Here is a 24,924-nt window from a genome sequence, read left to right as displayed (position 1 = left end):
GGGCTCGTCCCCCACCACGCCACGCGCCCATGCAGACCTTCACCCTGACCCGCAGCGACCATCTCCAGGCCTACCGGCGCGTCAGTGCCAACCTGCGGGCCATTGCCCGGCGCAGGAAGGAGGCTGCCGCGGCCGCGCAGGGCACGGTGCGCCGGGTCGTGGAAGGGCTGGCAAGGCTGTCCGTCTGGCCCCTGCTCCTGGCGCTCACCCTGGGCTTCCTGCAGACCAAGGCCCTGAGCCCGCAGACCAAGGGCTATGTGCTGTGCGCCGCCGCCACGGCGGTGGCGACCCTGGTGCTGGCCTACCTGGGTGCTGCGGCCATGACCCGGCGGCAGTTGCAGGAGCAGTTGGCGGACGATGGCAGCACCCTGTCCCCGCAATCGGTCGTGGTCACGGAGGCGGGCATCGAGCAGCATGCCAAGGGCGCCTTCTCGCGCCTGGACTGGGCGTTCTTCATCGCGCGCCAGGAAGACGACGCCATGTTCTACCTGTTTGTCGAGCCCGGCCTGTGCATGATGATCCCCAAGGCCGTGCTGCCGCCCGAGGCGCAGGCGCTCATCGTGCAGCACCTGCCCCTGGCGCCCGCCTGATAGCGCTGGCGCCGGGGCGGAGGGGTCTCAGGGCTTGGCCGCCTTGGCCGCAGCCTGCGCCTTCTGGGTCTTGTTGTAGACCTCCATCACGGTGGCGAAGTCGCGCTCGAAATTGATGGCCAGGAAGCTGTCATTGCCCGGCAGCAACTGGCGCAGCTTGGGCGAGAAGCTGTAGCTGTACGAGCACTTGGTCACGCGCGCCTGCACCTCGGGTGAGACCTCCTTGCCCAGGGTCCAGGTTTCGGTCATGAAGGGCGGGCTCTCCCACAGCGTGCGAATGCTCGACCCCTTCACATCGCCCTTGACCACCATGCGCTGGTACAGGTCGCTGGCCACGGCGGCGGCCGGGTAGAAGCCGTGCATCACCCCGGTCACGGAGCGCTCGTGGCCGTTGGAGAACACCACCTCGTAGTTCTGGTCGGGCACCAGGCCCAGCGCGGGGAACAGTGCGCGCGGCGCCAGGTTGCCCGAATTGGAGGTAGGCGTGGTGTGCGCAATCTTCTTGCCCACCAGGTCCTGCGGCTTGGTGAAGGGGCTGTCTACACGCGAGATCAGGATCAGCTTGTACGAATTGCGCTGCCCGCTGGCCTTGTTGCCCGGCACCCCAAAGGGGGCCGGCTGGCCGGCGGCCACCAGCTGTGGCACCAGGCCGGGGTTGACTTGGGCGAGCTGCACCTTGCCGGCGATGATGCCGTCGATCAGCTCTTTCTCTCCCAGCGTGTCGATGTTCACGCTGCGCTCCAGCGACTCGCCCTGCAGGTTCTGCAGGTCCAGGTTGCCGCAGCGTGCCAAATGATTGAAGTAGTCGCCCCAGATGAGCATGGTCTCGCTCTTGGCGTAGGTCTTGGGCATGGCCACGACCAGCTTCTCGCGCGTGCCGCCGAACAGCGGGGCGGCCGGCGCTGCGGCCTGCCGCGCGGTGGGGGCCTTGGCCGGTGGGCTGGCTGTGGTCTGTGCAGCCACGGGGCCCAGCAGCAGGGTGGCACCCGACAGTAGCACGCACAGGCGCGCATCCAGTGGTTTGGCAAACAACATGGTGTTCTCTCTTCCTCGGTTCGTTCTGGTGGGCGGCAACGCAAAGCCGACCGGCAGCGCAGGCCGGCCGGGATGGCCGGGCGCTGGACGGGAATGTGCGTTGGAAATGGATGCCCTGGGTGCCAACGGCATTGGCAAGGCCTTGCGGCACGGGCCTCGAAAAGGGTGGTCAGTATGCATGAGGCGACCGGGTTGTTTGTAACCTTGGCGACTGGTTGGCCAAAGGTGTGGCGTTCATGCCCCAACAAGCCGCCTGCCGCGGCGCGGTTGACGCCCTGTCAAGCGCCGGTGCAGCGGCCATGGACAAGGTGGAGAGGGCACTGCACACGCACCCCGGCAACAATCCAACCACTTCGCAGCCAACCCGGTCGCACCCCGAATCCACCATGTCCCAAAACGCCCATACCCTGCACCTGTTCTTTGAAGACCCGATCCGGCTCAAGTACGCCCAGCTGGTGTACCAGTACATCGCCGAGGGCAACACTGCAGAAGCCACGCGCTGGGCCGGCAAGCTGGGCGTGGACCTCGCGGACCTGTGGGATGGCGAGTGGTTCAACCAGCAGGTCACGGCTGCGCCGAGCTACCTGCAGCTCAACTTCGACACGGGCACCAGCGACCCGCTGCCCCTGTCGCCCCTGGCCGCGCTGTTCGGCCATGGCCTGCAGGCCGCGGTGCTCGATGTGTTCTACGACCAGGTGGGCGAGACCCAGCGCATGTACTTCGACAAGGGCCTGTGGGTGCCACGCCAGTATTTCCTGGCGCTGTACCCGCAACTGCAGTCCATCGTCGAGCCGGCCCACGACCCCGACGACGGCGACGAGCCCGGCGAACGCGCGGCGGCCGATGCGCACGACCCGGCCAAGCCCATTTCGGTGGACCGCCTGCTCAAGGAGGAGGCCAAGAAGCGCAAGGAGGCGCAGGAAGCCGCCGAAGCCTTTGTCGAAATCGCCAAGAGCATGGGCAAGAACGGGGTCAAGAACACCGTGGATGGCGTCATCGGCGTGCTGGTGCTGGGCTCGGCCCTCAAGGGGCTGCTGCACGCCGCGGTCTTCACCGTGGTCACCGTGCTGCTGTTCAAGGGCCTGTGGCTGTGGCTGGGCCTGGGCCTGGTGCTGGCCGTGGTGCTGCCGCTGTTCTACGCAGCACGCACCTACCGGGAGATCAAGGGCGATGACGACGATGGCGATGGGGATGAAGCCGGCCCATCCGGAGCCGCTGCCGCGTAAGAGAAGCCAGGGCAAGCAAGGAAATCACGACATGCTGACACAGATCGAATGGTGGGGTGGGGTCATCTTCGTGCTGGGCGCGCTGACCTGGCGCCTGGTGATGGGCGCACTGGAGAAGAAGGAAGAGGGCATCGACTGGTACCGCTGGTTCATGCGCCTGTTCTTCCTGCTGCCCGGGGCGGTGCTGGCGGGCTACTTCTACCCCCTGGAGCGCCGGGAGCTGCAGTACGGCTACCTGGTGCTGCTGGGCATGGCGCTGGCCGTGGTGCTGGCCATGCTGTTCCAGGAGATCACCGGCGACGCGCCCGAGGACGAAGCCGGCAAGCAAGGAACTCACAAGGCCGCAAAGGCCGGGAGGGAGGGAGAAGAAGAAAAAGAAGAGCAGCAGACCGAAGACGAGGAGTCTGGCTGGCTGATCACCGTGTTGGGGGCGCTGGTGCTGTACAGCCCCGTGCTCGTGGCATGCGGGCTGGGTTGCCACAAGGCCTGGCCCCTGGTGCAACAGCTGGGATGAAGCACCCCCTGAGTCGCTTCGCGCCTTCACCCCTCTCTCGACTCGCTGCGCGAGTCGGGAGGGGGACGCTCCCAGCGCGGCGGGGCGGCCCTTGCGCGGGAGCACTGGCTTGGGGCGCGCCAGTTTCAGAGACTGGGAGGGATAAACGGTGCGAAGTGCCAGGAATGGCTGGCACGCACCAGCTTTTTGGCGGCCGGCAGCCCTGGCGCAGGAGACAATCCGTGCCAGAGGCTCCGGCCTCTTTTTGTTGCCACCCCATTTCCCACCCGGCTTGCCGCCCCGCACCATCCATGGCCCACGATTCGTTCCCGGAGCTTTTGTCCCTCTACATGCGCCGCATCCGCGCCAGCGCCTCGGGGGTGGCCACCGAGATCGGCCTGAGCCGCGAGGCCGTGAACAACTGGCGCAACGGCATGTCGGCACCCAACGCCCGCTCGCGCGAGAAGGTGGTGGCCTGCACCCGCTACCTGCGCCTCACTGAGGCCGAGACCAACCGCCTGCTCAGCGCCGCCGGCTTCGCCCCCGAGTTCCCGCTGCAGGCCGAGGTGGAGCTGCCGGCGGCAGCGCCGGGCATGCCCGCCCCCGCTGCGGTAGATGCCGAGCAGCCCTTTGCCGCCTTCCAGGCCCGGCTGTTCGCCCAACTGGCCCAGGCCATGCCATACCCCATCTCCATGCTGCTGTCGCCTGCGCACTGGGGGCAGCCGCCGTTCCGGCTGGAGCTGTTGCAGCGCGCGCGCCAGCAGTACGGCGCCGCCTCGGTGCTGCACATCCAGCCGCCCTACAGCGTGAGCACGGCGCCCACCGAATACTTTGCCGCCATCGGTCGCCAGTGCGGGCTGGGCGAGGTGCAGTCCGACTACGAATTCGAATCTGCGCTGGAGCGGCGCCTGCTCGCGGGCGAGCGCCTGTTCTGCCTGGTCAGCCGCTTCGAGCAGGGCACGCCCGCGCTGCGCGAAACCCTGGCCGGCATCCTGCGCAGCCTGAGCGAAATGCACAGCGGCCGCCTGCACCTGCTGTTGTGCGGCGGCGAGGCGCTGGCCGACCTCAAGTACCGCAGCGGCGACATGTCGCTGCTCAACATCGCCCAGGTCAACCACTGGCCCGAGCCCACGCTGGCCGACCTTACCCTCCTGGCGCGCCAGCGCTGGCCCGGCCAGGACTGGCCCCAGCCGGTGCTCGCCCACCTGCTGGACGCCAGTGGCGGCCACCCCGCGCTGTTCGAGGAAGGCCTGCAGTGGCTGGTGGAGCAGGGCGTGAACGAGACCCAGGCCGGCTCTGCCGCGCTGCGCACCCACCTGGCCGCCAGCCCGCGCCTGTGGCAGACCTTTCTGCCGCTGGCGCAGGAGGGCGCTTCGCGCGAGCGCCTGCGCAGCCTGCTGCAGGCCGACGACCTGGGCCGCGCGCGCCCCTACCTGCAGGACGACGACCTGCGCCGCCTGTTCTGGGGCAACCTCATCCACGTGCGCGGCACGGGCGATGCGGCGCGCCTGCACTGGCGCTGCGCCACCGTGCGCCATGCCGGCCTGATGGTGCTGGACGCGCCCACCCCATGATCATCGAGCAGCTCAAATCCTGGATGACCTGGCCGGTGGCGCGCGCGCTGCTGATCGCCGGCGTCACGCTGTTCGTTGGCAGCGCACTGCTCACGCCGCACCTGAACCCTGCCACCCGCGGATCGGTGCGCACCTACGAGAGCATCGGCCCCGTGTGGGGCGAGCTGGTGCAGTGGCGCGTGGCCCTGGTGCAGGCCAGCCAGGAGCTGGGCCACTGGCCCAAGGACATCCAGAAGTACGCGCCATCGGTCGCCTTCCCCAAGCTGCGCGTCACCTCGCCCGGGCCGCTGCGCCTGCAGGTCGACGTCATCAACGACCCGGCCCTGGGCCACCTGGCCGGCACCCAGGTGCTGCTGCACATGACGCCCGACATGTACCACTGGACCTGCCGCCCCGGCAAACCGCCCATGCCCGCCGGCGCACTGCCCATCAGCTGCGCCGCCGGCCCCCAGAGCCAGGACAGCCAGGACGGCAAGGGCGACGACATGGACCCCGAAGCCGTGCGCCAAAGCCGCATCGCCGCGGTCGAGGCGGCGGACCCCTTCGGCTGGCTGCGCAGCCTCATCAAGTGGTGCGCTCTGATCTTCGCCGTGGGCGCCGTGGTGTGGGTGCTGCGCCACCCGCTGATCGGCCCGGCGCAACTGCGGCCCGAGAAGCTGCTGCGCACCCCGGTCTCGCGCCTGCCGCGCATCGACCAGTTGCTGCGCACCGTGGGCCGGCTGCGCGCCACGCTCGAAGCCGCCGAAGTGCGCACCAAGGACTGGCAGAGCGCCGTACAGTTTGCACACGACGACGCGGCCGACCAGTCCATGGTGCTGGCCGAGCGTGTGTCCGCCAGCAGCCAGCCGAGCCGCGACTGGGCGCTGCCCGGCGCGGTGTTCGAGTGGAAGTTTCCGCCCGATCTGCCGGTTTCACTGGATCGCTGCCTGCTGTATGTGCCGCAGCCCGGGCTCGACGAGGCCACCGTGCTGCGCCAACTGCGCGCCGCGCAGACCGGCACCGACGTGCTGCTCATTCTGTGCGACCATGGCACCGAGAACCCCTGGCCCCTGCTGCGCGCCCACACCGACGACGGCGCCAACCTGCACGTCATGGTGGACAGCGCCAGCCAGACCGAATGGCTGCTCGCGCGCGAGCCGTTGCAGGTGCTGCTGCGCCTCTTGGCCGCGCAACTGCGCGTGACGCGCATCTCGCCCTACCAGACCCGCGGCGGCGTGACGCGCGAGGGCTCCTTCTTCGGGCGCGAACAGCTGCTGGCCCGCGTGGTCAACCGCGAGCCCGCCAACTACCTGGTGGTGGGCGGGCGCCAACTGGGCAAGAGCAGCCTGCTCAAGGCCGTGCAGCGCCGCCTGCAGGGCCACCCGCAGATCGTGTGCCACTACGTCTCGCTGCGCGACCACCGCCTGTCGCCGCGCATGGCGCTGCAGTTCGGCCTGCCGGCCGACACCCCGCTCGAAGCCATCGTGGACCACCTGCAGGCCCAGTACACCGGCAAGCGCCTGTACCTGCTGATCGACGAGGCCGACCTGTTCTTCCGCGACGAGTCGAACAACGGCTACCACCAGCTGTCCACCCTGCGCTCGCTCAGCGAGGAGGGGCGCTGCTGGTTCATGCTGGCCGGTTTCTGGGACCTGTATGCCACGGCCGTGCTCGACTACCAGAGCCCGCTGCGCAATTTTGGCGAGGTGCTGGCCATCGGCGGGCTGGAGCGCCCGGCCTGCAAGGCCCTGGCCACCGAGCCGCTGCGCCGCCTGCGCCTGGGCTTTGGCGGCGACGCCCTGGTGGAGCGCCTGGTGGATGCCAGCGGCCAGCGCGCCAACCTCGTCGCCATCCTCTGCCAGGAATGCCTGGAGGCCCTGAAGCCCGGCGAGCGCGTGATTGAAAAGCGCCACCTCGACCAGGCCCTGGCCTCCCAACCCGTGCAGGACGCCCTGGCCGGCTGGGGCCGCCTCTCGCCCGACGACGCGGCCTGCCGGCTCGACCGCGTGGTGGTCTACCACGTGGCCCAGCAGGGGCAGACCAGCCTGGTGGCCCTGGCAGGCCTGCTGCAGGGCCATGGCGTGCAGGCCGACGCCCAGGCCCTGCGCCAGTCGCTCGCGCGCCTGCAACTGGCCTGGGTGCTGCGGCGCGAAGAGGCCATCTACAGCTTTGCGATACCGCTCATGACGGCGCAGTTCGAGCCCAGCGAGGTGGAGCTGCTGCTGCACCAGGAACTGGCGGTGATGGCCAAGGCCTGACCAGGCTTCAAGTAATTTTGCATTCCTTCCTCCATGGCTGCTTCACCTTCCTCCGTCACCCTCGAATACGACATCGGGTTCGACATCCTCCTTGCCGAGATGGAGCGCCTGGTCCGCTCCGGCCTGCACCCGGATCGCATCAGCGTGTCCCAGGACGCTGCCGTACAGTGGGCCTGCACGGCGTACTGGGCCTACTATGACCGCCCGGACGACGCCAGCGTGACCAGCCGGGTGGATGCACAGTTCGCGCTGCTGCGCCTGATGCTGGAGAAGGGCGGAGACCCCAACCGGCGCAAGAACCGCAATTCCACACCCTTGGCCGTGTGCTGCGAGCAGTTTTCAAGCTACTCCGAGCACCGCGCCCTGGAGCGGCTCGGGCTGGTGCTGGCGGCGGGCGGCGACCCCCGCAAGACCAAGGAGCCGGCCCTGTGCATCGCCCTCGGGCTGAGGGACATGCGCGGCGAGATCTTCAGCATGCCATTTCGCGACGACGCGCCTGCCGGGCATGCCGAAGCGGTTTACCAGGCCCTCGACATGCTGCTCCAGGCCGGTGCCGACATCGAGGCCCTCGACCAGCGCGAGATGTACAACCCGGTGCTCATGGCGGCGTCGATGGGCAGTGTGCCGCTGCTGCGCTTTCTGAAGGACCGGGGTGCCAATGTGCTGGCCACCACGCCCGCAGGCTCCAATGCGCTCATGCATTCCGCTGGCGATGTCGATGGCCTGGACCTGAGCCGTGCGGGCATCTCCGTGGCCTGGCGGCGCGAGGGCGACCCTGTGGCCACCACGCGCCAACTGCTGGGCTGGGGCCTGGACCCTGCCGCCGCCAATGCCCGCGGGCGCACCCCGCTGCGCCTTGCTGTGAGTGCCGGCAACCTCGACGTGGCCGCCGTGCTGGCCGAGGCCCTGGCAGCACGGGGCCAACTGGCGGCAGCCGATGTGCGCCTGTTCAAGGGCACCGAGTACCAAGCCCGCGTGGCCGCGCTCACCACCAGCGTGCCGCCCAAGAAGCCGGCCAAGCCCAAGGCGCCCGCAGGTGAGGCACAGCGCGCCTCGTGGGCGCGCGCACCCGGCCTGATCGACGGCCCCACCGACTGGCAGCCCCACCAGTACCCACAGTGGCTGCGCAACTGCCTCAAGGACGTGATCGCGCACCTGGCCTCGGGCGCCGACCCGCGCGTGCCGCCCGATGTGCTGTACCTCGAGTACGACGGGCACTTCCGCAGCCTGCGCTGGTCGCGCACCAAGTCCTACCTCAGCCGCAGCGGCGCGGTGGAGCTGGAGGCCCGCGTCTTCGACTGGGCGAACATGCGCATCCGCTTCTCGCAGGTGGAGGGCGACGACTGGGTGCACCGCGAGGACATCGAACTGCCCATGGAGCCCCCGGGCACCCCGCCCAGCACCGAAGCGCTGTGCGAGGCCATCGGCCAGTTGTGCGCCAAGTACCTCCAGACCGTGGGGTGATGCCGCCCGCCCATGGCGGTGCCCGAACCCTTTACCATGCCATTCGTTTGCACACACAAGAGTTGGTTCTCAAAGTGAGGAAAACGCTCATGCCATTGCCTTGGTCAACCACCATTGCCACCCTGGGCCTCGCCGCTGCGCTGGCCGCCTGTTCACCCGCCGCACCCACCGAGTGGCGCGGCATTCCCGTGGTGAAAGACAAACTCGTGAAGGTGGAGACCACTACCAACGACCACGGCCTGTATGTGGAATACAGCGGCGTCTCGCGCGCCGAGATGCTGCAGCGGGTGGCCACGTCCATGGCCAGTGCCGGCTACGCCAAGGTGGGCGAGGCCTTCGAGGGCAATGTGCACGGCTACGTCAAGGGCGCAGAGCGACTGGCCGTGAAGGTGGACCAGTTTGGCGACCAGGTCTTCCTGGCCGTCTTCGACGCCCAGGGCAAGGAGCCGTTGGTGCACGGCGTGGTGTTCGGCCAGTACCAGCTGGGTGAAAAGAAGACGGGGCAGGAAGCCAAGGACCAGTTGCTCAAGGACCTCGCCAAGTGAACTCGGAAAACCCATTCACCATGCGCATCCAGCTCGAATCCCCGCGCCAGCCCGATGTGGTGCAGCTTATCGACGACCTCGACGCTTTCCAGAAACCGCTGTACCCGCCCGAGAGCCACCACGGCATTGACCTGAACGCACTCTCGCAGCCCAATGTGCTGTTCGCCGTGGCGCGCAATGCAGACGGCGTGGCCCTGGGCTGCGGCGCCATGGTGCTGGGGCCCGACTTCAGCGAGGTCAAGCGCATGTACGTGCGCCCCGAGGCGCGTGGCCAGGGTTTGGCGCGGGCGCTGCTGGCCTTTGTCGAAGCCGAGGCCATCGCGCGCGGCTGCACCCGCTTCGCGCTGGAGACAGGCCCCTTGCAGCAGGATGCCTTGGCCTTGTATGCGCGCATGGGGTACGAGGAGTGCGGGCCGTTTGGCGACTATGCGCCCGATGTGCACAGCGTGTTCATGCGCAAGGACGTGCAGGTGGCTGCCTGACAGGATGAGAATGGCGGCGTTGGGAACGAACCAGGAGTCCGCATGCCGAAGCCTGACACACCGAGGACGACAGTTGTCGCCGCCGCTGCAGCAGCACCGCACCACACCTTCTTCTGGCGCCGCCTCTACAGCCCCGGCAGCGAGGTCTGCCGCGTCTACCAGCGTGCCGATGTCGGCTGGGACCTGCGCGGCATGGCGGTGTTCCACGATGAAGGGCGGGCCTGCGACCTGGGCTATGAGGTCAGCGTCGATGCACACTGGGTGACCCTGGCAGCGCAGGTGCGCGGCCACTGTGGCGATCGCTCGGTGGACCTGCACTTCCATCCGGGCCCCGATGGGCAGTGGCGGGTGGGGCAGGGCAGTGAGCCCGATGCGGACACCGGTGTTTCAGCGCACGCATGTCCCGACATCGACCTCAACTTCAGCCCCGCCACCAACATGATCGCGATCCGCCGCATGGCGCTGCAAGTGGGGCAACAGGCACAGGCACCAGCGGCTTGGCTGTCGTTCCCGGACCTGCGGCTGCAAGAGTTGCCGCAGGTCTACCGGCGGGTGGACGCCGTGCGCTACCAGTACGACGCGCCCACGGTGGGGTACAGCGGCGTGCTCGAAGTGTGCGAGCACGGCGCCGTGGTGCACTACCCGGAATTGTTTTCAAGGCTTGGCGTTGGAGCCTCGTCGCTCTCGATGCCCGATTGAAAACAGCGCCGTTCTGCACTCAAGTACCAGTTTGTCTGCATCGGCCCGAAAACTCGGCCAGTCGATTGCATCGAGCGCTGCACGGGCGTCGATCCTGACAGGCTCCCAATCGGGGTGGTTGAAGATTTCCGGGGTACCGCATTCCAAGGCACCTGCATCCATGGCATTGCAGCTTTCCCATGTGCGCGCCAAAGCATGCCTGACATCCGGACCAACGGCCTGAGGGCAACTTTCAAGGTAGTTGTTGACCGGCAAGATCACGGAATACCAGGCCTCGCATGCCTGGCAGTTGGGGATGTTGTGCGCCTGTTCCTCTGCACTGGAAGCCAAGAATTCGAGTGCCTGGCACAGCTCGCAGAGTGCGAGGATGTTCTTGTACTCGTCTTCTGCGTACCAGCTCCAGAGCACCAGGGATAGCCGTTCAGTCATGCAAACTACCTGTTCTTGAGCTGGGGTGTCGAAAGGGCGCAATCCGGTGCAGGTGGGCACCGGTCCTCATCGGCATGGGGATGCTGGTGCAGCAGCGATTGAAACATGGCGGGAGTCGATGTCCAAGGGCAATTGCGGGAGTCAACGGACTTTTGATGTGAGACGCTGCTTTTTGGTTGGATGTGCGGTGTTTCACCGCCGCAACATCTGCCTTCAACGGTACGGCGCGTCACGCACCTGACGCATTCGCCCCCCAATCTCCCGTGCTTCTTGTCTCAATCCCCCTGAAAGACGCACAACATGGGTTTCGCTCGTACCACCCCCTCCGCCTGGCGCCGCACGGCCACCGCTTTCACCTTGGCAGCGCTCACGGCCGCCACCCTGGCCGCCTGCGGCGGCAGCGATGACGACAACAATGGCGAATCCCGTGTCGCATCCCTCAAGCTGATCGGCACCGCATCCCTGCCCACCGGCACGATGTTCGAGGGCGTGGAGTTTGGCGGCATCTCGGGGCTCGACCGGGCCACCGACGGCAGCTACTGGGCCATCTCCGACGACCGGGGCGGCGAGCGCGGCACGCCGCGCTTCTACAACCTGAGCATCGACTACGAGGCCACGGGCCCGGTGACGGTCAAGGTCAACCGCCAGACCTACATGCAGCGCGAAGACGGCAGCAACTTCCCCGCCAATGCGCGCACGGTAGACCCCGAGGCGATCCGCCTGGCACCCAACGGCAACCTGTACTGGTCGTCCGAGGGCAACTGGGGCACCACGGCCGCCACATTGTTCCAGCCCTTTGTGCGTGAAATGACCACCGCCGGCAAGTTCGTGCGCGAGTTCAAGACGCCCGCGATCTACAACTACGTGGACAACACCACCACCGGCGCGCGCAGCAACAAGCTCTTTGAGGCGCTGACCGTGGCGCCCGATGGCACGGTCTTTGTGGCCAACGAAGATGCCTTGATCCAGGACGGCTCCCTCACCACCGTGCAGGCCGGCAGCGTGGTGCGCGTGACCGCCCTGGACCCGGCCACCGGCAACGCCAAGGCCCAATACGCCTACCAACTGCCCAAGATCCCCGTGGATGCACCGGCCGGTGCACCGTTTGGCCCCGACAACGGCCTGTCGGACATGCTGGCCATCGGCAACAAGAAATTCATCGCCATCGAACGCGCTTTTGCCTCGGGCATCGGCAACACCATCCGCCTGGTGCTCACCGAGATCACCGACGCCACCACCAATGTGGGCAGCATGGCCAGTCTGGCAGGCGCTGCCGTCTACACGCCCATGACGCGCAAACTGCTGCTCGAGATGCCCATCACCTACCAGGGCGTCAAGCTCGACAACATCGAGGCCATCACCTGGGGCAAGACCCTGCCCAACGGCCACCGCACCCTTGTGCTGGCGGCAGACAACAACTTCACGGCGGATACGCAGGCGAATCAGTTTGTGGTGTTTGAGGTGTTGCCGGAGTAGGGGCGCGGCGCGCGATCTGCTGTGGATCTTCCGGGCGTGCTCGGGTGTGTAGAGGGAGCAAGATATGTCAGGCAAGGCCACCCGAGTGGGCACCGCCGTTCGTGTAAAAATTTCTTACAGCCCCCCCTTTGTGTAAGACTTCGCAAGCTATCTGCAGCCACGACGAGACCAGCATTCGCGACGTGATTGTTGAACCAGAGAGATGCAGGAGAGTTTGAGGATTGCATCGGGGCTGGCATGCTTTTTTCAGTGGGCAATGTATTGCAATATCCGGTATATAAGCACCATCTCTGGTGGTGCACCTGCAGGTGCTTTGCGACCCATATCAATAAATTGAGAAAATGAGGGAGAGATTTTTGAAGTACGGAATTTTCATAAAGGCATTGCTTGCAATCTTGCTTTTCTGTGCGCACTCTGCATATGCGCAAATACCTTACAGGCTGCATTGTGTTGAAGCCACTTCAAATGGAAATTATCATTGCCTGCTGAAGCCCACAGGGTTTTCTGAATGGTCTTATGGTTCGGGGTATGGAGATCGAGCTCCTACATTGAATGCTGCTGCTGAAAATACCTTTAATTACTTGTACAACCCAGGGCCTGGCAGCATCAGGTGTGGGGGGCGCTATACCCTGGGTCCTGAGGTTGTGGTGGATCAGGATACTTTTATTCAGTCAAGGCAAAATGTCCGCGTTCGTTATGATTTGACTGTTTTTTATGGCTTTAAAAGCGATGGTGGATGTGTTGATGTAATAAATCGCACTGCTGCCGCAATATATGGGGTGCGAGATGTTTCTTGCTCGCCATATCGGGCTGAGTTTATTACGGGAATAACGTCGGGGGGGCTTTCTTCTTTTGGCTGCCTCGTGCCTGTCACTACGGTCCCGATTGCGGCAAGTTTGAAATGCGAGAACGGTTGCCACGGCAACCCTATCCTGGCTCCTGCCAGGGAGAAAGTGGAGACCGCCATTGATTTGGCTGGCAGTGGCCCCATGCCATTGGAGTTCAAGCGCGTCTACCGCAGCCTCCGTGCGCGCGATGAGCGTTTTTGGAACAATGGGGATTATATAAATCACAACAAAAGCTACCTTGGTTCTGGGTGGGTGCACAACCACGATATTCAGCTCTCGTACACGACAGCCGAGGGAGATCCCGCGAGTGGCGAGCGCTTCGAGCAGGTTCGCATACAGACAGAGGATGGGTCATTCCATTACTTTGATCGAATCAATTCGGGTGCGTATCTTGCAAGGCAAAAACTCCAGCAACTGACGGCGCAGGAGGATGGCTATGTCTTTGATGACAGGCAGAATGAGCGAACTTATTATTTTAGTAAAAAAGGTGTATTGCTTCGTCAGGTTTTTAGAAATGGCTGGTATCTTGAGTATTTCTATGAGCTGGATTTGTTGCGTAATAAAGAACGCCTTATCATGGTGGCGAACTCTTTTGGTCAAAAAATTCACCTTTCTTACTTCAGTTCCAATTTGGTCAGCGTCACGGGCTCTGATGGGCGCAAAGTTGAGTTCGAGTACGGAGAAAACGGGCTGACGACGGTCCGTCAAGCAGATGCAAGCACTCGCCGGTATATTTATGGCGACGGAGGAGCGCCGCGCCTGTTGTCGGGTGTTATGGACGAAAATGGAGTGCGCTACAGCTCCTTTAGCTACGATGGCGATGGCTGGGCGACAGCAACGGAGCTTGCCAACGGTGTCAATCGCCATGAAATTGTTTTAACAACGAGAAGTGGTGCTACTGTCGAGTCCAGGGTAAAAGATCCATTGGGCACGGTGCGTGTTTTTAACCATTTTGCTCTGAATAATGATCTGAAATACTATGGGGCTGATCTGCCCTTGGCTTACGAGAAGAGTCGCCCGAGAAGGCGAACCATTTTCAATAGCCTCGGATTGGATGAGATCGTCACCGACTTGGCTGACGTCCAAGACAGGACCGAATGGGATACCGTTCGCCAACTGCCGATCAAACACACAGAGGGGTACGGTTACCCCGAGGCTAGAACCACGAGCACGGTATGGAGCACCCAATGGCGCTCACCTGAAACCGTAACCGAACCTGGTCGGGTTACACGCTACACCTACGATGGTTCCGGCAACCCTCTCAGCCAATCGGTCACCGATGCCGCCACTGGCACAGTGCGCACCACCGAGTGGACTTACCACCCCAGCAAACTCGTTGCTACGCAAACCGAGTCCAACGGTGGTGTCACCAGCTACGCCTATGACGCCGAGGGTAACCTCACCCAGACCACCAACGCCCTGGGTCATCTGGATACCTACACTTACGACGGTGCTGGCCGAGTGCTTACCCACACCGCCCCCAACGGGTTGCTCACTACCTACACCTACGACCCGCGTGGCCGCATACGCACCAGCAACCAGGGCGGCCAGGTCACTACGCTCGCCTACCGTCCGAGTGGCCAGGTGCTCACGGCCACCTTGCCCCATGGCCACACCATCACCTACAGCTACGACGCTGCGCAGCGCCTGACCGGCTGGGCCGATAACCGGGGCAACAGCGGCAGCTACGTGCTCGATAACATGGGCAACCGCCTGAGCGAGGAAGTGGTCAACAGCCAAGGGCAACTGGCGTGGAAGCTTTCGCGCAGCATCAACAATATCAATCGACTGGCATCGCTGACCACCGGGGCGGGCAACGCGCCGACCAACTATGCCTATGATCGTTCGGGCCGCCTGCAGACCAGCACCCAGGCAGTCAATGGGTCTACCATCCAGAACGACTATTGGCGTGATGCCCTGGCCCGCGTCAACTATGTTGGCGATCAACCCAATTCCTGGTCTCAGCTTGTCTACAACGGACTTGATGCGGTAACCGGTGTCATCGACTACAACAAGGTCACCACCACTTACACCCGCGACGCCCTGGGCAACGCCACCAGCGAATCCAGCCCCGACAGCGGCAGCAAGAGCACCCAGTACGACGCCCTGGGCCTGCCCGCCAGCATCACCAACGCCCTGGGCCAGGCCACCACCATCACGCGTGACCTGCTGGGCCGCCCCACGTCGATCACGCACAGCGGTGGCACCACCACCCTGCGCTACGACCAGAGCCCGACGAGCAAGGGCTACCTGAGCGAGATTGAAGACGCCAGCGGTACCACCACCTACCAGCGCGACGTGCACGGCCGCGTGGTGAGCCAGACCCAAAAGCTCATCAACAACGACACCCGCACCCTGGCCTACAGCTACCACCCCACCACGGGCCTGCTGAGTTCCACCACCTATCCCGGTGGCCAGGTGCTGCAAAACGTCTACGACACCACCGGTCAGCTCACCGGCCTCACCTGGGCCGGCCAGCCTTTGGTCAGCGGCATCACCTGGAGTCCCTTGGGCCAGCCCACCGGCTGGAGCTGGAGCCTGCCCGGCGGCGCAGCCGCCATTCCCGCCAGCCGCAGCTACAACACCGCAGGCCAACTCACCAACACCGAGTTCAGCAGCTACACCTACGACGCCGCAGGCCGCATCACCAGCCTCACCCAGAGCCTGATGCAACCGGCCAGCACCGATGCCCAGGCCAACACCGTCACCCAGGCCCCGGCCACGTGGACGGTGACCTACAACCGCGCAGGCCGCATCACCGGCTTCACCAAACAGGTGGCCGCCGGCAATGCCGCCAACACCGTCACCTACACCTACGACGCCAACGGCAACCGCACCACCAGCAGCCAACAGCGCGCAGGCACCACCACCAACCGCACCTACACGCTCACGGCCAACCGCCAGACCGGCTTCAGCCAAACGCAAACGGGCGCCAGCACTTCCAACACCAGCGTCAGCTACCAATACAACGCCGCCGGCGACCTGCTGAACGACGGCCTGCGTACCTTCCAATACGACAGCCAGGAACGCCTGGAAAAAGTCACCACCGGCACAGGCGCAGACGCCCCCAGCACCCAGTACGCCCACAACGCCCTGGGCCAGCGCGTGTTCAAGACCGAACCGCTGTTCGCCAGCGGCGGGTCAGGATCGACCACCAGCGGCAAGAATCTCAACAACCTCCTGGCCGACCCCGAAGACCAGGAGGAGGCAGAGAAGGAACAAGACAAGGGCTTCATCCAGACCGCGTATGAATTCTTCACCCGCCTGTGGAGCCCCGGCAGCAGCGACGCGCAAAAGCTTGGCTTCGCATATGTCTACGGCCAAGACGGCACCCTGCTGGGCGAATACGGCATGGGCGGCAGTGCCAGCAGCGGCACCACCCAGTACATCTACCTGCCCACGGCCAACGGCCCCATGCCCATTGCCGCCATCGTCAATGGAGTGGCGTATGCCGTGCACAGCGACCACCTGAACACGCCCCGCAAGTTGACCCAGCCCGACGGCCAGGTGGCCTGGCAATGGGCCTACAGCGCCTTCGGCGACGAACAGCCCACCCTGGGATCGAAGCGCTTCACCGACGCAACCACCAACCCCACCACGGGCGCGACGACCATTCCCGAGGTGACCTTCAACCTGCGCTACCCGGGGCAGTACTACGACAAAGAAAGCGGGCTTCACTACAACTACTTCCGCAGCTACAGTGCGGAGCGGGGGAGGTATACGCAGGCCGATCCGATTGGGCTGGAGGGTGGGTTCAATCGATTCGGATATGTAGATGCAAATGCCCTGAACTTGATCGACCCTGATGGGCTGGTAAGATTAAATCCTCAGGCTCTTATGACTCTTGAGGGCGGAGGGGGCGGTGCTGTCTTGCCTCCACCACAGTTACCCAGTCGTAGCGGTCGATCCGATATCCAGTCCCCTCCCGGCTCTGCACTTGTTTGCCGTGGGGGACAGTGCACTGCAGACCTCTTCGCGAATGGCTCCGGAGTTTCGCGCTCAGCAGATGGGACTTTGAGTGGAGTTTCTACGCAATGCCGACCGGGGGCGACAGTTGAAGAATTAGCCGCCCGATTTAAAAATAACCAAGTCGGAGTGACCACTGTTGATAGTATTCGCGCTGCTGGTGGCAGAATAACTCTTGATGGGACACCTTATAACCCAAATCATGCCACTGTGGATGGATTGACTGCCCGGCAATTAGAGCTTCTTTTTACACCAGTAGTAAAAAATCCTGTGCCTAAAGATCAGCGAAAGTAAGGGTCTAAAATGACGGAAAATCGTATTAGTGTGGATTTCAATGAGATGCTGGCACCTGATTTGGTTTTGCTGTCAAAGACGGATTTTCGAGAGGATTCTTCGGGTAAGACAGTGCATTTAAGCGAAGGCCTTCTTGTCTACATCTATGAGGCTGATATCGATGATGACGGTTTGCCTGATAATTTGATTGCTCAAGGGCTAGTAGAAAGAAGACCGGACGGCGTAAATTGGGGAAGAGTTGCAAAGTGGTGCTGCCGTATTGACGGAGGTGGCGTAAAGCACGAGTCAGATGTACGAGCTGCTGGACGCTCGTGAAAGGCTCGGCACGGACGCGCCTAGCCCATTGTTCAGATCGAGTTTTCCGCTCTTTGGAAGCAGCATATAGCGGTCAGGGTCGGCATAGGGTCGGCTGAGGAATGGCCGCCGCAAGGGATTGCCAAAACCCCTTCCAAACTTCAGCTTGCGAGGGGACATCCCGGCCGGCCATCTGGACTGTTAATCCGTAGGTCCCTGGTTCGAGCCCAGGTCGAGGAGCCATTCATTGGCAGTACAAAGGCTACCCTTCGGGGTGGCCTTTTTGCTTTGGCTGATTCGCGTTCATGCTGCTCGGCCCTAAGTCGCCAGCGCCGCCCAGGGGACGACCTGAGTCATCTCATCAAGAAGGTTCTCTTTGGCGGGGTTGGGAGGTGGGGCCAGGTCCCGGATGCATTCACCTAAGCGCTATTGTCTTGGGTGTATTGCAGGTCAGCCTTGGAGATCTGCAGACCTTCCACAATTCAAGGTGACACATGGTTGGGATTGACCGGCAGCATTGATTGTTCACCTCTCAATCATCTCCTGCACCTTGGCGGCAAGGGCAGCCACATCAAACGGCTTGGTGATCACCTCCATCCCAAACGCCAGCAGCCCATTGCCCACGGCTGCGTTCTCCGCATATCCGGTGATGAACAACACCTTCAGATCCGGCCGCGTCACCCGCCCCGCGTCGGCCACCTGGCGGCCGTTCAATCCCCCCGGCAGGCCCACGTCGGTCAGCAGCAGGTCGATGCGGCGGCCGGACTGCAGTACGTGCAGGCCGGCCGGGCCGTCGCCCACCGAGATCACGTTGTAGCCCAGGTCTTCCAGCTCCTCGGCGATCAGGCCGCGGATGGTGGCCTCGTCCTCGATGAGCAGCACTACCTCGCCGTCGGCGCGGTGGTCGAAACTGGGCGGTGCGTCTTGGCCGGCCTGCTCGGCATCGCCCACATAGCGCGGCAGGTACAGGCACATGGTGGTGCCCTGGCCGGGCTCGGAATAGATGCGCACCTGCCCACCCGATTGGCGCACAAAGCCGTACACCATCGACAAACCCAGCCCCGTGCCCTGGCCCATGGGCTTGGTGGTGAAAAACGGGTCGAAGGCGCGCGCGATCACCTCGGGCGCCATGCCCACGCCGGTGTCGGTCACGCACAGCGAGATGTACTGGCCGGGCGGCAGCTCGCGCTCGGCGGCGGCGCGGTCGTCCAGCCATTTGTTGGCGGTTTCGATGGTCAGGCGCCCGCCGTTGGGGGCCATGGCATCGCGTGCGTTGATGCACAGGTTGAGCACGGCGTTTTCGAGCTGCGAGGGGTCCACCTGGGTGAGCCACAGGCCGCCAGCGCCCACCACTTCCACTTCGACCGAGGGGCCCACCGTGCGCCGCACCATCTCCTCGATGCCGCCCACCAGGCGGTTCACGTCGGTGGGGCGCGGGTCCAGCGTCTGGCGGCGTGAGAAGGCGAGCAGGCGCTGGGTGAGCGAGGCCGCACGCCGCACCGAGCTTTGCGCCATGCCGATGTAGCGCTCGGTGTTGTCGAAATTCTTCGCGTTCAGGCGCTTTTCCAGCACCTGCAGGCTGGCGCTCATGCCCGCCAGCAGGTTGTTGAAGTCGTGCGCAATGCCGCCCGTGAGCTGGCCTATGGCCTCCATCTTCTGCGACTGGCGGAATTTGGCCTCCACCTCCATCAGCTCGTGCGTGCGCTCGCTCACCTTGCGCTCCAGCGACTCGTTCATCTCGCGCAGCGCGACCTCGTTCTCGCGCAGGGCCAGTTCGTTGCGCACGCGCTCGGTGGCGATGCGCGTGCGCCCGGCGATCTCGCGCATGAAGCCGATTTCCTCCTGCGTCCAGTGGCGCACCTCGTCGCTGGTGACAAAGAGCATGGCCACCAGGCGGCCTTGCTCCACCAGCGGGGTGTTCATGAAGGCGCGGGCGTGCAGTGGCTCCAGCCGCGCGGCCTGGGCCAGCGTGCGCGGGTCGGCGCGCACGTCGTCGATGGCCACGAATTCGTCGCGCTTGTGGTCGTCGATGAAGCTGCCGAAGTCGCGCAGGTGCAGCAGGCCCTGCAAGGGCGCCACGCCGGGCTGGGTCCAGTCGCTTTCGACCGAAAAGGTCTCGGCATCGTGGTCGATGGTGCCGTAGCCTGCGCGGCAGGCCTTGAGCGTTTCGCCCAGAATGCGCGCGGCCGCCAGGCTGATGGCGTCCACGCTGCCCAGCACGCGCAGCTCGTTGGTAAAGCCGATCAGCGCGTCGCGCTTGGTCTCGGCCAGCACGCGCTCCGTCACGTCCAGGCCTTCCACGAAGATGCCGGTCACGGTGCCGGCCGCGTCGCGGATGGGCTGGTACACGAAGTCCAGGTAGCGCTCGCTGATAGGCTCGCCCGCATGCTGGCGGATGTCGAAGCGCGCGCCATAGGCCGTGGCGGCCTTGCCGCTGGCGTACACGCCGTCGAGCATGGCCACGTAACCCTGCTCGGCCGCTTCGGGCAGGGCCTCGGCCACCGTGCGGCCCAGCACGTTGCGCTCGCCCACCAGCGTCTGGTAGCCGGGGTTGGCCAGCTCGATGCGGTGGGTGGGCCCCTGCAGCAGCACCATGAAGCTGGGCGACTGCTCGAACAGCTGGGCAAAGCGCTCGCGCTCCATCAGCAGGCGGCGGTCGGCCAGCACCTTGTCGGTGGTCTCCACCACCAGGGCCATGGCGCCCACGGGGGTGCCCTGGTCGTCCACCAGGGGCGAGTAGTTCAGGTCCACCCACAGCGGCTTGTGCACGCCGTCGCGGTTCAGGCTCAGTTCCTGGTCTTCGTAGTTCAGGGTGCCTCCGGCCATGCAGACCTTGAGCACCCGGTCGTTGAGGTCGGCTGCCTCGGGCCAGGCCTCGCGGATCTCCATGCCCAGCAGGCCCGGGTGGCGCCCGCCGGCAAATTTGGCATACGGGTCGTTGTAGATCAGCACGCCCACCTCGCCCCACAGTGTGGCAATGGGCATGGGGCAGCGCAGCATGTTGGCCAGGGCCAGCGTAAGGTGGGCGGGCCACTGGTCCATGGGGCCCAGCTCGGTGCGGGACCAGTCGAAGCGGGCGATCAGCCCCGCCATTTCGCCACCGGCGGAGAGGAGGGAGGCCTGGGCCGTTGCCGGAATCGTGGGTAGGGCGATGGACATGGGTGCCGGTGGGTCTGGGGGATGGGGTGGTGGGTGGCACCGTGGTTCCGGGCCATGATAAAGACACTTGTCCAAAAATCTTGTAGGCGCGCGCCTATGCCGCCCGGCCACCAGGGCGCGGGTTTACCCCGTGCCCGGCCGCCGCGCCATGACCAGCGTGTACAGCGCCTGCGCCGCCACCGACAGGCTGCGGTCGCGCCGGCGCACCAGGTAGATCTGGCGCAGCAGGCCGGGCAGGGCCAGCGGCCGGGTGACCAGACCCGGCTGGTCGAAGTGGAACAGCGTGAGCGCCGGCACCACGCTGATGCCCAGGCCCGCGCGCACCATGCCCATCACGCTGGCCAGCTGCTCCAGCTCCATCAGCGTGTGCATGCCCTGCGGGTGAAAGGCCGCCTCCAGGTACTGGCGCACGCTGCTGGTGCGCGCCAGGTGGATGAAGGGGTAGCCCGCAAGGTCGGCAGGGGTGATGGGCTTCTTGCGCCGGGCCAGCGGGTGGTCGGCCGGGCACACCAGGTGGAAGTCGTCGCTGCAAAAGGGCTCGGCCTGCAGCTCGGGCGTATCGGCGCGGATGGCGGCCAGCGCAAAGTCGGCCTTGCCGCTGGCCACGCGCTCGATGCAGGGCTCCGACAGCACGTCGGCAATGTCGATCTCGATGCCCGGGTGGGCGCTGCGGTAGGCCGCCAGCACCCCGGGTAGCCAGCCCGCGGCCAGCGAGGGCAGCAGCGCCACGGCCACACGCCCGCGCTGCAAAGTGGCGGCATCGCGCACGGCGGCCAGCGCGGCCGTGATCTCGCCGCGGATGCGCCGGGCCGACTCCAGAAAGTTCTGGCCCTCGCCCGTCAGGTCCACATGGCGCGTGCTGCGGTCGAAGAGGCGCAGGCCCAGGTCGTCCTCCAGCGCGCGGATCAGGGCGCTGAACGCGGGCTGCGACAGGTGGCACTGGGCGGCGGCGCGCGTGAAGTTGCGCTGCTCGGCCAGGGCCAGAAAGGCGTCGAGCTGGCGGGTAGACAGGTGGTGCTGGCTGCTCATTGATTTGCGAAACGGATGGATTGATACCAACAATCTATTTCACAGAATAACACCCGCTGCCTACAGTGCGGCCCAGGAGACAAACACACCCCATGGTGAACAAGCAACCCCCCCTGCTGGTCGGCTGTGCCGCCGGCTTCTCGGGCGACCGCACGGACGCTGCCGCACCCGTGGTGCAGGCCCTGGTCGCCAGCGGCAAGCCCGCTGTGCTGATCTTCGAGACCCTGGCCGAGCGCACCCTGGCCCTGGCCCAACTGGCCCGCCGCACCGACCCCGATGCGGGTTACGAACCCCTGCTGGTGGACATGCTGCGCCCCGTGCTGGGCGACTGCCTGGCGCACGGCGTGCGCATCGTGAGCAATTTCGGCGCTGCCAACCCCGAGGGTGCGGCCCGGCGCATCGTGCAACTGGCGGCCGAGCTGGGCCTGCGCCGCCCGCGCGTGGCCGTGGTGCAGGGCGATGACCTGAGCGGCCCCGCCCACCGCGCGCTGCTGCAGGGCGCCTTGGGCGATGCCATGCCCACCGAGACCATTGCCAGCGCCAACGCCTACATCGGCGCCCAGGCCATTGCCGGCGCGTTGCGCGAGGGGGCCGACGTGGTGGTCTGTGGCCGTGTGGCCGACCCCTCGCTGGTGCTGGGCCCGGCCCTGGCGCACTACGGCTGGGCCCACGACGATTGGGACCGCCTGGCCCGCGCCACCATGTGCGGCCATTTGCTCGAATGCGGCGCCCAGGTCACGGGCGGCTACTTTGCCGACCCAGGCTACAAGGACGTGCCCGGCATGGCCCGCCTGGGTTACCCCATTGCCGAGATCGACGCCGACGGCCACTGCACGATCACCAAGCCCCCGGGCACGGGCGGGCGCATCGACGAGCGCACGGTCAAGGAGCAACTGCTGTACGAGCTGCACGACCCCGCCGCCTACCTGACCCCCGACGTGGTGGCCGACATCACCGAAACCCGCGTGACCGCCGTGGGCCCCGATGCCGTGCGCCTGGAGGGCGTGCGCGGCCATGCGCGGCCCGCCACGCTCAAGGTCAATGTGTGCTTCGAGTCGGGCTGGTTCGCCGAGGGCGAGATCTCGTACGCCGGCGCCCGCGCCGAGGCCCGCGCCCGCCTGGCGGGCGAGGTGCTGCGCGAGCGCCTGGCGGGGCTGGGCCCGCTGCGCATCGACCTGATCGGCGTGACCAGCGTGCTGGGCGACGATGCCGGCCGCTGGCTCGATGGAGCGGGCGGCGATGCCCGCGACGTGCGCCTGCGCGTGGCCCTGCAGCACCGCGACCACGCCAGCGCCCAGCGCCTGCTGCGCGAGGTGACGGCCCTGTACACCTGCGGCCCCGCAGGCGGCGGGGGGGTGCGCACGGCCATGCGGCCACGCCTGGGCACCGTGTCGTGCCTGGTGCCGCGCGAGGCCGTGCCCACGGGCTACCGCATGTTCGACGACGCCACAGGGCAGGGGAGGGCCGCAGCATGACCGACACCACCACCATCACCGTCCCCCTGTACCGCCTGGCGCACAGCCGCACGGGCGACAAGGGCAACCGCTCCAACATCAGCGTCATCGCCTGGCACCCCGCGTTGTGGGACGTGCTGCTGGCCGAGGTGACCGAAGCCGCCGTGGCGCGCCATTTCGCACACCGCCAGCCGGGCCGGGTGGTGCGCTATGTGCTGCCGCAACTGCAGGCCATGAACTTCGTGCTCGACGACGTGCTCGACGGCGGCGTGAACGACGCCCTCAACCTCGACAGCCATGGCAAGGCGCTGAGCTACTGGCTGCTGGACCTGCCGGTGCAGGTGCCTGCGGTGCTGCAGGGGCACCTGGCCGGGCCGGGCTGATCCGTTTTTCTTTCTTCGCTTTCTTTCACCATCAACAACACCAGGAGACAGACACCATGACCGCATTCCACCTTCTTCCTTCGCGCCGACAGGCCCTGTCCGCCGCCGTGGCGCTGGCCGCATCGCTGGGCCTGGCCGGCACGGCCCTGGCCCAGGCCTACCCGGCCAAGGCCATCACCTTCGTGGTGCCGTTTGCGGCCGGCAGCGCCACCGACCAGCTGGCGCGGGCCATCGGCCAGTCCATCACCACCGACACCAAGCAGCCCGTGGTCATCGACAACAAGGCGGGCGCCAGCGGCATGATCGCCGCGCAGGCCGTGGCCAAGGCGCCGGCCGATGGCTACACCGTGCTCATCACCACCAACACCACGCACGCGGCCAACGAGCACCTGTACAAGAAGCTCTCGTACGACCCGGTGAAGGATTTCGCGCCCATCAGCGGCCTGGGCAAGGGCGGGCAGGTGATGGTGGTGAATGCTGCATCGCCCTACAAGAGCGTGGCCGACGTGGTGGCTGCAGCCAAGAAGACGCCCGGCAAGCTGAGCTTTGGCAGCGGCAGTTCGTCGAGCCGCATGGCCGGTGAAATGCTCAAGCAACTGGCGGGCGTGGACATCCTGCACGTGCCCTACAAGAGCAACCCCCTGGCCATCACCGACCTGCTGGGCGGGCAGATCGACATGATGATCACCGACACCTCCACCGGCGTGCCCCAGGTCAAGGCCGGCAAGCTGCGCGCCCTGGGCTACTCCACGCAAAAGCGCAGCTCGCAGTTGCCCGAGGTGCCCACCATCGACGAAGCCGGTGTCAAAGGCTACGACATGGGCTACTGGTTCGCGGCCTACACCCCTGCCGGCACGCCGCCCGCCGTGGTGGCGCGCCTCAACGAGTTGATGGCCGCCGCGACCAGGAGCGCCGCCGCCAAGTCCTTCTACGACACCGCAGGCTCCGAAGCCTGGACCACCACCCCCGACGAGCTGGCCAAGTTCCAGGCCGCCGAGACGGTGAAGTGGGGCAAGGTCATCAAGGCCGCCGGCATCGAAGCCGAGTAAGCCTTGCTGCTTACCTGCGCGCCCCTCCGCGCGCAGCCCTGTGCCGCGCGTTGACGGCGCGCACAGCCCATCCCTGATTTGAGCCCATCGGCTGCCTGCGCGCAGCCGGTGTGGGCGCAGCCATGCCGACAAGCCTGCCCAGCCCGGGCGAGGTGCAGGGCCGCTGCATGCCCGATTTTTTCCGCAAGCAAGGCCACA

General features: G+C 65.6%; 19 protein-coding genes. 15 read left to right on the top strand and 4 right to left on the bottom strand.

Going from position 1 to position 24,924, the window contains the following annotated elements; translation table 11 throughout:
• The first annotated feature begins 29 nt into the window (after positions 1 to 29).
• Positions 30 to 590 (top strand): YcxB family protein, encoded by a 561-nt coding sequence (locus tag HNP48_RS30585; protein ID WP_184864502.1) that lies wholly within the window; start codon positions 30 to 32, stop codon positions 588 to 590.
• Between the two features lie 27 nt (positions 591 to 617).
• Here the strand turns inward: HNP48_RS30585 and HNP48_RS30580 are convergent, their stop codons facing one another.
• Entirely contained in the window at positions 618 to 1,625 is a 1,008-nt protein-coding gene (locus tag HNP48_RS30580; RefSeq protein ID WP_184864500.1) for a PhnD/SsuA/transferrin family substrate-binding protein, read from the bottom strand.
• A 386-nt stretch (positions 1,626 to 2,011) separates the two neighbouring features.
• Here HNP48_RS30580 and HNP48_RS30575 point away from each other — a divergent pair, with 386 nt between their 5' ends.
• The 8 genes from HNP48_RS30575 (at position 2,012) to HNP48_RS30540 (ending at position 10,345) form a co-directional block, all read left to right on the top strand.
• On the top strand, positions 2,012 to 2,851 hold the full coding sequence (locus tag HNP48_RS30575) for a hypothetical protein (protein ID WP_260420436.1): 840 nt from the start codon (positions 2,012 to 2,014) through the stop codon (positions 2,849 to 2,851).
• Positions 2,852 to 2,882: 31 nt separating this feature from the next.
• The gene (locus HNP48_RS30570; protein ID WP_184864498.1) at positions 2,883 to 3,365 is read left to right on the top strand and encodes a hypothetical protein; all 483 of its coding nucleotides are present in this window, start codon (positions 2,883 to 2,885) and stop codon (positions 3,363 to 3,365) included.
• Between the two features lie 290 nt (positions 3,366 to 3,655).
• Positions 3,656 to 4,918 carry a hypothetical protein gene (locus HNP48_RS30565; RefSeq protein ID WP_184864496.1) on the top strand — a complete coding sequence of 421 codons (1,263 nt, stop codon included), beginning with the start codon at positions 3,656 to 3,658 and terminating at the stop codon, positions 4,916 to 4,918.
• Positions 4,915 to 7,155, top strand: a complete 2,241-nt coding sequence (locus HNP48_RS30560; protein WP_184864494.1) for an ATP-binding protein — start codon at positions 4,915 to 4,917, stop codon at positions 7,153 to 7,155. Before HNP48_RS30565 ends, HNP48_RS30560 begins: the two co-directional genes overlap by 4 nt.
• A 33-nt stretch (positions 7,156 to 7,188) precedes the next feature.
• Complete coding sequence (locus HNP48_RS30555) at positions 7,189 to 8,619, top strand: ankyrin repeat domain-containing protein (RefSeq protein ID WP_184864492.1); 1,431 nt, start codon at positions 7,189 to 7,191, stop codon at positions 8,617 to 8,619.
• 89 nt (positions 8,620 to 8,708) lie between these two features.
• Positions 8,709 to 9,164, top strand: coding sequence for a hypothetical protein (locus HNP48_RS30550; RefSeq protein WP_184864490.1), 456 nt, complete (start codon positions 8,709 to 8,711; stop codon positions 9,162 to 9,164).
• Positions 9,165 to 9,184: 20 nt separating this feature from the next.
• Entirely contained in the window at positions 9,185 to 9,646 is a 462-nt protein-coding gene (locus HNP48_RS30545) for a GNAT family N-acetyltransferase (RefSeq protein WP_184864595.1), read from the top strand.
• A gap of 42 nt (positions 9,647 to 9,688) precedes the next feature.
• A complete protein-coding gene (locus HNP48_RS30540; protein ID WP_184864488.1) occupies positions 9,689 to 10,345 on the top strand; it encodes a putative glycolipid-binding domain-containing protein in 657 nt (218 codons plus the stop codon).
• Here the strand turns inward: HNP48_RS30540 and HNP48_RS30535 are convergent.
• Positions 10,301 to 10,774, bottom strand: a complete 474-nt coding sequence (locus HNP48_RS30535) for a hypothetical protein (protein WP_184864486.1) — start codon at positions 10,772 to 10,774, stop codon at positions 10,301 to 10,303. The two genes, HNP48_RS30540 and HNP48_RS30535, sit on opposite strands and share 45 nt — an antisense overlap.
• Positions 10,775 to 11,074: 300 nt before the next feature.
• Between HNP48_RS30535 and HNP48_RS30530 the strand changes: the two genes are divergently transcribed.
• The 3 genes from HNP48_RS30530 to HNP48_RS30520 all read left to right on the top strand — a co-directional run bounded on the left by HNP48_RS30530 (position 11,075) and on the right by HNP48_RS30520 (position 17,673).
• A complete protein-coding gene (locus tag HNP48_RS30530; RefSeq protein WP_184864484.1) occupies positions 11,075 to 12,250 on the top strand; it encodes an esterase-like activity of phytase family protein in 1,176 nt (391 codons plus the stop codon).
• Positions 12,251 to 12,897: 647 nt separating this feature from the next.
• Positions 12,898 to 17,358, top strand: a complete 4,461-nt coding sequence (locus tag HNP48_RS35730) for an RHS repeat-associated core domain-containing protein (protein WP_221480411.1) — start codon at positions 12,898 to 12,900, stop codon at positions 17,356 to 17,358.
• Between the two features lie 9 nt (positions 17,359 to 17,367).
• The gene (locus tag HNP48_RS30520; protein ID WP_184864480.1) at positions 17,368 to 17,673 is read left to right on the top strand and encodes a hypothetical protein; all 306 of its coding nucleotides are present in this window, start codon (positions 17,368 to 17,370) and stop codon (positions 17,671 to 17,673) included.
• 504 nt (positions 17,674 to 18,177) lie between these two features.
• Here HNP48_RS30520 and HNP48_RS30515 read toward each other — a convergent pair.
• Positions 18,178 to 20,811: an ATP-binding protein gene (locus tag HNP48_RS30515; RefSeq protein ID WP_184864478.1), complete on the bottom strand. Its 2,634-nt coding sequence runs from the start codon at positions 20,809 to 20,811 to the stop codon at positions 18,178 to 18,180.
• A 123-nt stretch (positions 20,812 to 20,934) separates the two neighbouring features.
• Positions 20,935 to 21,840, bottom strand: coding sequence for a LysR family transcriptional regulator (locus HNP48_RS30510; protein WP_184864476.1), 906 nt, complete (start codon positions 21,838 to 21,840; stop codon positions 20,935 to 20,937).
• 95 nt (positions 21,841 to 21,935) lie between these two features.
• Between HNP48_RS30510 and HNP48_RS30505 the strand changes: the two genes are divergently transcribed.
• The 3 genes from HNP48_RS30505 to HNP48_RS30495 are packed head-to-tail and all read left to right on the top strand — an operon-like array spanning position 21,936 to position 24,726.
• Positions 21,936 to 23,315, top strand: a complete 1,380-nt coding sequence (locus tag HNP48_RS30505; RefSeq protein ID WP_409362593.1) for an acyclic terpene utilization AtuA family protein — start codon at positions 21,936 to 21,938, stop codon at positions 23,313 to 23,315.
• On the top strand, positions 23,312 to 23,677 hold the full coding sequence (locus tag HNP48_RS30500; protein ID WP_184864472.1) for a hypothetical protein: 366 nt from the start codon (positions 23,312 to 23,314) through the stop codon (positions 23,675 to 23,677). Before HNP48_RS30505 ends, HNP48_RS30500 begins: the two co-directional genes overlap by 4 nt.
• A gap of 56 nt (positions 23,678 to 23,733) precedes the next feature.
• Positions 23,734 to 24,726 carry a tripartite tricarboxylate transporter substrate binding protein gene (locus HNP48_RS30495; RefSeq protein WP_184864469.1) on the top strand — a complete coding sequence of 331 codons (993 nt, stop codon included), beginning with the start codon at positions 23,734 to 23,736 and terminating at the stop codon, positions 24,724 to 24,726.
• Positions 24,727 to 24,924: the final 198 nt, after the last annotated feature.

It is taken from the genome of Acidovorax soli (genome assembly GCF_014207955.1).
GTDB lineage: Bacteria > Pseudomonadota > Gammaproteobacteria > Burkholderiales > Burkholderiaceae_C > Acidovorax > Acidovorax soli_A.
This window is presented reverse-complemented; position numbering and strand designations above follow the sequence as displayed.